The sequence below is a fragment of the Methanoculleus sp. MH98A genome, assembly GCF_000691865.1.
Taxonomy (GTDB): domain Archaea; phylum Halobacteriota; class Methanomicrobia; order Methanomicrobiales; family Methanoculleaceae; genus Methanoculleus.
Map to the genome: position 1 here is coordinate 1 of NZ_JMIO01000065.1, position 9,389 is coordinate 9,389.

At 58.6% G+C, this 9,389-nt stretch carries 9 protein-coding genes and 1 pseudogene; all 10 read right to left on the reverse strand.

What is annotated here, in order from left to right; translation table 11 throughout:
* A pseudogene (locus EI28_RS09280) lies at positions 1-201 on the reverse strand (hypothetical protein); the annotation flags it as partial.
* Positions 202-249: 48 nt separating this feature from the next.
* A complete protein-coding gene (locus EI28_RS09285; RefSeq protein ID WP_231476688.1) occupies positions 250-1,074 on the reverse strand; it encodes a hypothetical protein in 825 nt (274 codons plus the stop codon).
* A 310-nt stretch (positions 1,075-1,384) separates the two neighbouring features.
* Positions 1,385-2,983: an archaellar assembly protein FlaJ gene (flaJ, locus tag EI28_RS09290; RefSeq protein WP_048114332.1), complete on the reverse strand. Its 1,599-nt coding sequence runs from the start codon at positions 2,981-2,983 to the stop codon at positions 1,385-1,387.
* Positions 2,984-2,986: 3 nt separating this feature from the next.
* Positions 2,987-4,840, reverse strand: coding sequence for a type II/IV secretion system ATPase subunit (locus tag EI28_RS09295; RefSeq protein ID WP_048114333.1), 1,854 nt, complete (start codon positions 4,838-4,840; stop codon positions 2,987-2,989).
* Between the two features lie 3 nt (positions 4,841-4,843).
* Complete coding sequence (locus tag EI28_RS09300) at positions 4,844-5,584, reverse strand: ATPase domain-containing protein (protein WP_048114334.1); 741 nt, start codon at positions 5,582-5,584, stop codon at positions 4,844-4,846.
* 1 nt (position 5,585) lies between these two features.
* A complete protein-coding gene (locus EI28_RS09305) occupies positions 5,586-6,074 on the reverse strand; it encodes a flagellar protein FlaF (RefSeq protein WP_048114335.1) in 489 nt (162 codons plus the stop codon).
* 2 nt (positions 6,075-6,076) lie between these two features.
* Positions 6,077-6,577 carry a flagellin gene (locus EI28_RS09310; protein ID WP_048114336.1) on the reverse strand — a complete coding sequence of 167 codons (501 nt, stop codon included), beginning with the start codon at positions 6,575-6,577 and terminating at the stop codon, positions 6,077-6,079.
* Between the two features lie 3 nt (positions 6,578-6,580).
* Positions 6,581-7,375, reverse strand: a complete 795-nt coding sequence (locus EI28_RS09315; RefSeq protein ID WP_048114337.1) for a FlaD/FlaE family flagellar protein — start codon at positions 7,373-7,375, stop codon at positions 6,581-6,583.
* A 730-nt stretch (positions 7,376-8,105) separates the two neighbouring features.
* On the reverse strand, positions 8,106-8,657 hold the full coding sequence (locus tag EI28_RS09320) for a flagellin (protein WP_048114338.1): 552 nt from the start codon (positions 8,655-8,657) through the stop codon (positions 8,106-8,108).
* 14 nt (positions 8,658-8,671) lie between these two features.
* Positions 8,672-9,232: an archaellin/type IV pilin N-terminal domain-containing protein gene (locus EI28_RS09325; protein WP_048114339.1), complete on the reverse strand. Its 561-nt coding sequence runs from the start codon at positions 9,230-9,232 to the stop codon at positions 8,672-8,674.
* Positions 9,233-9,389 lie beyond the last annotated feature (157 nt).

Consider the following 9,389-nt stretch of genomic DNA (forward strand, 5'->3'; position numbering starts at 1 on the left):
CGATGCGATACGGTAGACGCCCTCTCCGTTTACCCCGGCGGTGATGATTACCTGATTTTTCTTCTCCTCGAGATCGACCACGGATTTGTACGGGATCTCCTGGTTGAGCGGGGCATCGATGCGGAAACGATCCTCAGCGATACCCATCGTTGTCGGGACCCACTTGCCTTCGTGCTCGACCTTTATCGGAACTGATTTCATCTTTGCTTCCCTCGTCTCCTCTGTATTACTCTATCCTGCACGATATCATCATCGTTGTGATTTCATTGCCGTGAGGACATCCTCGAGATCCGCTGCCAGGTCTTTCGCATGGAACTTCTCCCCTTTCAGTTCGCGGACCAGGCTGATATCCTCCACGAACTTCTTCTTCTTGGCGTCGGCCTTGAGTGCGGTGATCAGGTCGTCCTCGACCGCGCCGCCGGACGCAAAGGAGACCATGTCGAAGTCCTCTTTCGTCTCCTCCTCTATCTCTCCGAGGATGTCTTCATCCTGGATGGGTTCTTCGGTGTCGGGTTCATCCTCTTTCTCTTCTTCTTCGCCCTCGATCTCGATCTCATCGAGATCCAGCTCGTCGAGCGCGGAGAGCTCGTCGCTCAGCGCGCTCATGTCCGGCATGCCGTCGTCTCCGGGCAGTTCCGGGACGTCCGCTGCTACCGGCGGGAGGGCGGCGTCGGGCTCGCCGGCGTCTCCGGCAAGATCGATGCCGGCCGGGATATCGAGGTCTTCGAGCTCGCTCTGGTGCGACTTGAGAATATCCGATATGGCATCCGCATCCTCCGCCGAGAGCAGGGAGATCTGGTCGGGCTCAAGCATCGTTCCGGGACCGGACGCTTCGCCGTCGATGTCGAGCCCCTCCAGCGAGTCGATGTCGATATCCGCAAGCGAAGCAAGGGGATCGTCGGCATTTCCGCCGGCCTTCGGCGGGGCCGGGGTTATGGCCGGGTCGGGGGCCGTTCCCTCGACCGTCTGGTCGAGCATGGCGTCGATCTTCTCGATGCTGCTCTTCTTCTCTCGTTCAGGAGCACGGACATGTGCGATCGCTTCCAGGACCGATGTCTTGAAGGTCCCGAGCATACCGGAGATGCTGGAGAGATCGATCCCGGAGAACGGGCGCTTCGAGGCGGAGACCGGGCCCTCTGCCGGTGCATCCGATTTTTCGACCGGCGCATCGGGTTGTTCCTTCTTGCGCTCCCGGAGCGCGGCGCGCAGCTCGAAGGTCTCAGTTCGGCAAGGTCGAGCGCCCCGGTGACGACGAGCGCGAGGAACCCTGCGAGCACGGTGCCTGCGATGACGACCTCGACGGTGGCGTCGAAGACGATGATCGCGGAGCCTGTACCGACGGTTATCAGAAACAGAAGCGGACGACGTACATTTTCTCTCAAGGTCACACCTCCACGAATGCTGGAATATTGAAGAATGCGCTCACCATGATCGGTGCAATGATGTAGACGACACCGGTTGCCACGCAAAGCAGGCTTGCAAAGAAGTAGTACAGGTATCGGTCGCCGCCCATGACAATCTTTCCTGCAAGGATGTTTGCAACGGTCAGCATTAAGAGGATCGTTATCACGTAGGTTCGCATTACGTCTTCGGGGAAGTTCACGAAGATGTTCAAGGACGTTGCCATGGAGCCGCCAATCGAAGACGTTCCTCCCGTGAGTGCTGCCGAGGACTCGGCGAAGCGATCCATCACCTCGGTCACCGCACGCGACATCGAGAGAAGGATCTCGAAGAGGAAGACGAAGATGCCGATCATCGCCCCGTGCATCGGCACGAGCAGGACGACGAACCCCTTCACCATCATGTCGCGCTTCCTCCGGAGCAGCACCTGTTCGAGCATCGACGAACCGACGATCTTTCCAATCGCATCAGGCGACCCGCCGAGAGCCACGGCGTCACGGAAGATGTTCATGTACTTGTAGATCAGGTAACTGCCGGTCTCCCCGATGAACTTCTTCCAGCTCCCGGCTTCATCGAGCCCGAGATTCAGCTTCGACGAGACCGAGTCGATGAACGGTTCCAGGTGGAAGAGCGACTTCCGGTCGACCTCCTGGAGCGCGTCGCCGGTGGTGATGCCTTTGCCCCCCATGATCGACCCGAGGCCGCGGATGAACGTGGCGAAATCGGTGTCCCGGTTGATGACGTTCGCGTCGTCGATGTAGCCGATGACCCCGAGCGGCATCAGGAGCAGGCCAATCAGCAGGAAGATGATGCCCGCATTGGCGCCGACAAGAACGAGCATCAGCCCGATTGCGGCGGTTATCGGCAGGATCAGGCGCTCCAGCCGCCGGATGACGCCCTGCTCTCGTGAGCAGATCTCGGTGAGGCCGTGCGTTCGAGGATCGTCGGGAACGGCCTGGTACATGATAAAGAGGCCGAAGATCGATATTGCGAGGATGATGAGGTAGGATGAGTTCAGCGCCGACTCGATGCCGTCGGGGGCGTAGATGGCCACCGAGATCATGATGATGATCGCGACGAGCGCTCCGGAGAGGAGCATTGCGATGTAGGCGTCGCCCCACTTCTTCAGGAGTTCGATCCCCTGCTCGAACGAGTTCCGGTAGATGCTCCGGATGCTCGAGAGTTCCGTGCCGATGAAGTCGTCGTCCGGGACACCGGAGTCGATGGAGTTGGCGTAGCGGTTGAGCATGCTCTGGAGGGTTCCGTTCCGGCACCGTTCCGCGACCGCCCGGAGGGCATTGGAATAATTCTGGCCCCACCCGGCGACCAGGCGCTGCACCTTTGCTATGTAGCGCGACGGGATGTACTCGAACCGCTCGGAGGTGTACTGGAAGATTTCCGGCCGGGTCACGGTGGATGTGGTGATCGCGGCCATGTAGGTGTACATGAAGAGCAGGTCCTGCTCCATCTTCTTGTTCTCGAGGATGGTGGAGCGGAGATCGCCGAGAGCTTCTGCCTGTTCCTCGAACGGGATCTTCCCCTGGTTTGCCGCTCGCAGCCGCTCGGTCACATCCTCAAACAACGCTTACACCTCGATGTTGAGCAGTCCCTGCTTCTTGATCTTCGTGGTCATGTGGAAGAGGTCCCAGAACTGGGTGTACCCCGCCTTGTGAAGCCGCTCAAGAATTTTGGCGCGTTTATCGACTTCATCGTAGATCTCGGCCCGCCGGTTCTCGGGGATGCCGAGCATCGTTGCGATCTTGTTTTCAAGCAGGTAACTGCTTCCTTTCCCGGTGAAGGTGAAGGAGTCGGTGGCGGGGTCCCAGACGAACGCCGCCATGAAGGAGAACCCCTGTGTCTCGGGGTCGTAGCCCACGAGTTCGTTGACGCTGAGCATCCGCCGCACGGTTCCGCCCTGGGGGAGTTTTACCGCGCTCTGGATGATGACCAGGTTGAGGTTGTCGACGTAGGTCTTGGGGATGTTGATCGGGTCGCCGCAGAGACGCTGGATCAGTTTCTCGACCGACGCCGCGTGGAAGGTGCTCATCACCGGGTGGCCGGTCTGCATTGCGGAGAATGCGACGGAGCCTTCCACACCACGGATCTCACCGACCAGGATCTGGTTCGGGCGCTGACGCAGCGCAGCTTTGAGGAGATCGAACATCGTGACCTCCGAGCCTTCTCCTTCGCCCTTTCCTTTGGCTTTCGCGACCTCGCGTGTCCAGTTCCTGTGGGGGACGGTCAGTTCCGGGGTGTCCTCGATGGTGACGATCTTGTTCTCGGGCGGGAGGAAGGTCGTGAGGGCGTTCAACGTAGTCGTCTTGCCGCTCGCGGTCTCGCCGGAGACGAACATCGACATCCCGTATTCGAGGCAGATCCAGAGGTAGGCGGCCATCATGTAGTCGCACGCCCCGCTCTCGATGACCTGCAGGATGCTCAGGGGCACCTCGTTCACCTTACGGATGGTGAAGTTGCTCCCGTGCTTGCTGATCTCGGTTCCGTAGACGATGTTGATACGCGAGCCGTCGGGGAGGGTCGAGTCCACGATGGGGTTTCTATACGTCAGCGGCCGTTTGATCCGCTCGGCGAGTTTGATGACGAAGTTGTCGAGTTCCTGGGAGTCCCGAAACCCGATGACCGATTTCAGTCCTTTGAAGATCTTGTGCTCGATGAAGATCGGCCCGACGCCGTCGCAGGTGATATCCTCGATATACCTGTCGGAGAGAAACGGTTTGAGCGTCCCCATCTCGATCTTGTCGCGGACGATCATATACTCGAGCGCCTTGTACTCCTGCTGCGTGAGGATGATCCGTCCGTCGGCAAGTTCCTGGCGCCCTGAAGTCTGCGATTGCTTCGGCGCACCGATCTCGGAGGTGAGGAAAGTCTTGATCCTGAGTTTGAGGTCTTTCGATCTCCCGCCGGCAAGCAGGGACTCGTCGATCACCTCGCCCGGCTTCTTGACGTATACGAGTTGCTGGATGAAATTTCTGAGCACCTCAATTCGCGCCTTTTCGGTCACCGGCTCCTCCTCGAGGGCGTCGATCATATCGATCAGTTTCTCCTCGATCACCGGGAGGATCTCTTTAACGGAGTGCAGAAACGACGGTTCGATCGGGATGTACCAGTTCCGGACGTCGTTTGGGTCCGGGAAGATGTGGATGAACGTCGTCTCGTTCACCGGGTAGATGATGTTCGGGTTCTCCATCGATTTTAAGTCCCGCTTCAGTTCCGAGAGGAAGAGCGGGATGCCGACGGTGTTGACCGGCAGGATGTGGAGGTACTCGAGCAGGTGGGGGCTCGCCCTGACGTAGTCGCGGGCGTTTGCCGGGAGCATCCGGTAGAGTGCGCAGGACTCCACGTTGTTGTAGCAGTCGTTCCCCTCGTCGATGAACTCGGGTTCGAAGGGGAGTGTTACTGTTGCTTCCAGCGCCGATCCCATGCCTCACACCTTTGCGACCGAGACTGGGATGACCTTGATGCCGTACCCGGGGTGGACCTCGAAACTGATGATGTTACCCGTGGTCTTTCGTGCGCCCCGAACCTTGACGACCTCGAGCATCATCACATACTTGCCCCCGACGAGCGCCTTCTTCATGAAGAGGTGAGCGTCGCAGATCGAGCGGATCCGGACGAGCGAGTCTTCGACGAAGGCGTAGGTGTGGAGGGTTACTAGGATGGTCTTGCCGTGGTCGACGAGGTTCTTGCAGTTCGTGAAGAACGTAAGAACCGTGTCCTGCTTGGCGTACTCGGTGAAGAGGGTGAGCGAGTCGATGACGATCACCTGTGCCTTGCTCTGCTCCATGTAGTGGATCATCCGCTCGAGCGTCCCCTGCATCTTCTCTTTCGTCCACTCGAACCCGACGACGTGCATGGGAAATACCCGGAAGTAGCCCCAGGCGAAGTAGTCGGAGACATCGAGGCTCATCGATTCCATCTGGGTGAGGAAACTCTTGCTCGTATTCTCGGTCGAGAAGAGGTCGACGTTGAATCCCTGCTTCAAGGCGCCCCAGATGATCTGCTGGGTGAGCACGCTCTTTCCGGTGTCGTTCTCTCCCTCGATGAGGGTGAGCGATTGGAGCGGGAGGCCGTCGGCGATCTTCTTGTCGAGTTCGGAGTTTCCGGTCGAGAGGATCGTCTTGTCGGGCGTATCGAGAATACTGCTGTTTGCGTCGCTCAGAGCCATGTCATTCACCTGTGGTTTGTATGTACGCTGAACTGGAGACCCCGTTCGGGGTGACGACCTGAATCCAGGTCGGGGTGGCGTCCGTCGGGCACGTGACGGAGAGGTTGAGGGTCTCGCCGGGATCGAGCTGGCCCGGGTGGACGCCGTCGGGATCGATGTACTCCTTGTTCCAGTGGTAAGTCTCAGTGTCCTTGCCGTAGGGGACGTAGACCGGTTCGCCATCAACCTGGAGGTAGACGTCGATGGCCGCGGTGTCGACGACCGGTTCGCTCCCGGTGTTCTTCACCTCGACGGAGAGGGTCTGGCCGTCCAGGTTCGTGTTCTGGATCGCGATCGACGTCCGCATCCGGGCCTCCTGGTAGGCTGCGAGGTTGCTCTGCGCCTCGACCATCACCTCGGTTGTGGTGAGGGTGCCGCCGATCAGGACGTAGGCGGTGACGACCAGGAGGAGGATGCCGACTCCGGATGCGACGAGGGGTCCTGCACTCATGGTCAATCACTCGCGGTGAAGGTGGTCGACCGGGAGAGGCCGGAGGGGAGGACGAACTGGAAGTAGACGATATCCCCTTTAACGGGAATCTGTGTGGTCATCGCCTCGATATAGAGCGTCTCGCCGGGGTCCCAGTAGTTGTTGGCGTCGTCGAGGATCTCGTACTTCCAGGTTCCGCTCTCCTCATCAAGCGTCGCCGATTGCGTTAACCGTATGAAGTTTCCCCGGCCGCCGAGGAAGACGTCGGCCCTCTGTATGCTGGCATCGGGAACCCTCCCGGTGCCGATGTTCTTCAGCCAGATCTTGGCCGTGTGGCCGGAGCTGCTGGCGTAGGTCGTGACGACCTTTACGTCCGTACTCAACCGTTCGTCCACGTTGTGGGAGGACGACGAGATCGTGCTCGAGAGCGTGTAGATTACCGGGAATACTGCGTTAATGAGGACGCCGGCCGATATGATGGCGGCGATAAGGAACATCGCTGTGGTGAAGGTTTCGCTCGACATCCATCATATCCTGTCCAGCAACTCTATCCAGGCATCACCGGTCTTCTTTTCCTGTGAAGATATCTTTTCGCTGCTCGCTTCCCCTCCATCCCGCCGGGAGAGCATCAGCACCTCGATCATGTCCCGGTCAAGCGTGGAGTCGTCGGGGTCGAGGATGCGGTTTAGGATGTAGAGTTCCGAGACGAACTCGTTCGGACCGATCTCCTGCACGTCCCTGCGGGTCTCGGGCACCATCCGCATGATCTCGCCGATCTGGTCGGAGACCTCGTCGGTGATGTAGCCCATCGACCGGTAGGCGTCGATCATGATTGCCATGTGCTCGTGCCCGTACCTGGAGCATCCCCGGTGCACCCACTCGAAGAGCCGGTGAACCTTCTGGAGTTTGAGTTTTCCCGCGGGTTTCGCCTGCTGGAGAGCGGCAGTGTGGGTTTCCGGGAGGCGAACCGCCCCGAGGTCGGCCGGGAAGAGTTCGCCGCCAGGCCCCTCAAACGCCGGGTTCTCCGGCTTCAGGTCGAGATCCGCGGGCAGAGCGTCCAGTTCGGGCATCTCGTCGTCTCCCTCGTCGTCGTCCGGGGTGCCAGCCGGCTGCTCGAACCGGTTCCCTGCGTACGAAACGGCGGCGGTGGTGAACGGGTTGTCCAGTTCGTTCATCCGCTCCCGGAGATCGATGAGCAGCCGCTTGATCGAGGTCTTGACGAAGTCCAGTTCCTTCTCGAGAGTGTCGAGACGTGCCTCCGGGTCCTCGGAGGACGCGCCGGAGAGAATTTTATCGATTTGAGCCTGGTCTACCCCCACCATAATATTGAATTATATCAGTGTCATAGTTAATAAAAGTTGCTTGTGTTGATATTCGATTTCCGGTCGGCTTATTGTCTTCTGACCGTTATCAAGCATTTGTTCGGGGGATATGCCTTCGATATTGCCGGTGACTGCCGAACGGTATGGTTCCCCGAACGGCGGGGTGAGGTGAGGTACGGGATCCTGGCGGTGCAATCGGGCGTTGGCCGCCGATGCGAGCACTTTTCCTGGAACCATTGCGTCCCTGCACTCCGGGGTCGTCCGGGCCGCGCCGGAAACGCGCAAACAGGCCGGCCGGCCGGTCCGGGGGGTGAAAGGGTCTCAATGTATTTCTCCGTGGAGCAACGGCTTCGTGCTGGCTTACAGCATGCTCTATCGGCCCGGAGTGCGGCTCCGGTACGGGCCGGGGCGGTGTCCCTCCGGCCACAGATGCAGCATTTGACATACCTGTTCGTCAACGGGAACCGGCAGGGATCCCGGCTGGCCCGGCTGATATGGGTGGGGTTCGCTTGCAAGCAACCTTCGTACCGACTCGATTGCGAATTACTCCGGACGATCACTGGCTGAGACGTGGGGTCTTTGACGAGCTGGATGTACTGCTCTGCGGAGTCTTACAGGACGGCCCTTCCAAAACTTGTTTGCCAGGAATGGTTGCTGCCTGTTGTGGAACTACCGTGAAGGTGTCGCCGATAAAGCCCAGCTGCGAATGTCTCGACGCTAAGAAAAAAGATTAGGGGAGTAAGTTAATTGCTTCGATGGCGGGCGGAACTGTCTTCTTGATCGGGTAGACAGCACCGGCAGCCGGCTGCAGGTTCACCGTGAACTGAGCGTTCGGGCCCGGACTTGGGACAGCAACGTCGATCAGGAACTGTTCGCCGGTCTCCAGGAGCGCGTTATCGTTCGCGTTGTACTTCGCGCTGATCTTCCAGCAATTATCTGTAGTATTATAGTCCACTACCTGGTGGTGCGTTTCGTCCACATACGTGACGATCATCTGCTCCACGTCGAGCGCCGTTCCGCCCGCGGTGTTCCCAACAACGAATGTGATGTTGCTCAGGGCAGTCTTTCCTGCGTTTCCTGTCCCGTAGACATAGCCGACGATCTCCATGCTGGAGCTTGCCTGCTGCACGCCTGTGTGGACGACTTCCTGGCTCTTCTGGGTCGTGAAGAACCCGGCGCCGAGCACCACGTACGAGAAGACCGCGGCCACGACGATGAACGCGATGAGCACGATCGCCGCCTCAAGGCCGGTGAATGCATTATCATTGAATTGTCTCTTCATTTACATCACCCTCCTCAGTAGACCTCGTAGAACTTGTTGGCTGCCAGGCTCGGCGGGGCGTTCCGCTCGAGCGGGTAGGAAGCACCCTGAACGGGCCGGATCTCCACGATGAACTTTTCGTTAGGGCCTATAGCCGGCAGGTTATTCTCAATGGTCACCTTAACAAACTCGAACTTCTCGAGGAGGTTGTTGGGGTTTGCTGCCGTTGTGCCATTTTTATACCACGCCATGGTGACCGTGGAGTTTGTGTAACTCTGTATAGCGCTCTTGGTCGCGACAGCATAGGTCGTCTTGTTCATATCGATCGGCGATCCGCCGGCCGCCAGCTGGAGGTAGAACGTAATGTTCTGTACTCCGTTATCTTTTCCTGCTATGACCACAGGTCCCGACACTTCCATGTTCGAGCTCGCCTGAGCCACACCGGTGTGAACGACCTCCTGGCTCTTCTGTGTCGTGAAGAACCCGGCGCCGAGCACCACATAAGAGAACACCGCGGCCACGACGATGAACGCGATCAGGACGATCGCGGCCTCAAGGCCGGTGAATGCATCTTCGTTTCTCATCATTTTGCTCATGAAACGTTTCCTCCTGTTACCGGAGTCCGAATGAGCGTTTCATCCGGAACAATACGGTTCTTTTGAGTATATGCGTAAGCCTGTATAAAAAGTTATTCAAACAGTAGGGGATTTGAAAACAGCCTTTTTTGATAACGAATCCGTATAAAATCGCTTT

Excerpts from the sequence above, each read along its gene's own strand:
- EI28_RS09285 (WP_231476688.1), bottom strand. The coding sequence starts at position 1,074 with ATGCTCGGGACCTTCAAGACATCGGTCCTGGAAGCGATCGCACATGTC.
- EI28_RS09295 (WP_048114333.1), bottom strand. The coding sequence starts at position 4,840 with ATGGGATCGGCGCTGGAAGCAACAGTAACACTCCCCTTCGAACCCGAG.
- EI28_RS09300 (WP_048114334.1), bottom strand. The coding sequence starts at position 5,584 with ATGGCTCTGAGCGACGCAAACAGCAGTATTCTCGATACGCCCGACAAG.
- EI28_RS09305 (WP_048114335.1), bottom strand. The coding sequence starts at position 6,074 with ATGAGTGCAGGACCCCTCGTCGCATCCGGAGTCGGCATCCTCCTCCTG.
- EI28_RS09310 (WP_048114336.1), bottom strand. The coding sequence starts at position 6,577 with ATGTCGAGCGAAACCTTCACCACAGCGATGTTCCTTATCGCCGCCATC.
- EI28_RS09315 (WP_048114337.1), bottom strand. The coding sequence starts at position 7,375 with ATGGTGGGGGTAGACCAGGCTCAAATCGATAAAATTCTCTCCGGCGCG.
- EI28_RS09320 (WP_048114338.1), bottom strand. The coding sequence starts at position 8,657 with ATGAAGAGACAATTCAATGATAATGCATTCACCGGCCTTGAGGCGGCG.
- EI28_RS09325 (WP_048114339.1), bottom strand. The coding sequence starts at position 9,232 with ATGAGCAAAATGATGAGAAACGAAGATGCATTCACCGGCCTTGAGGCC.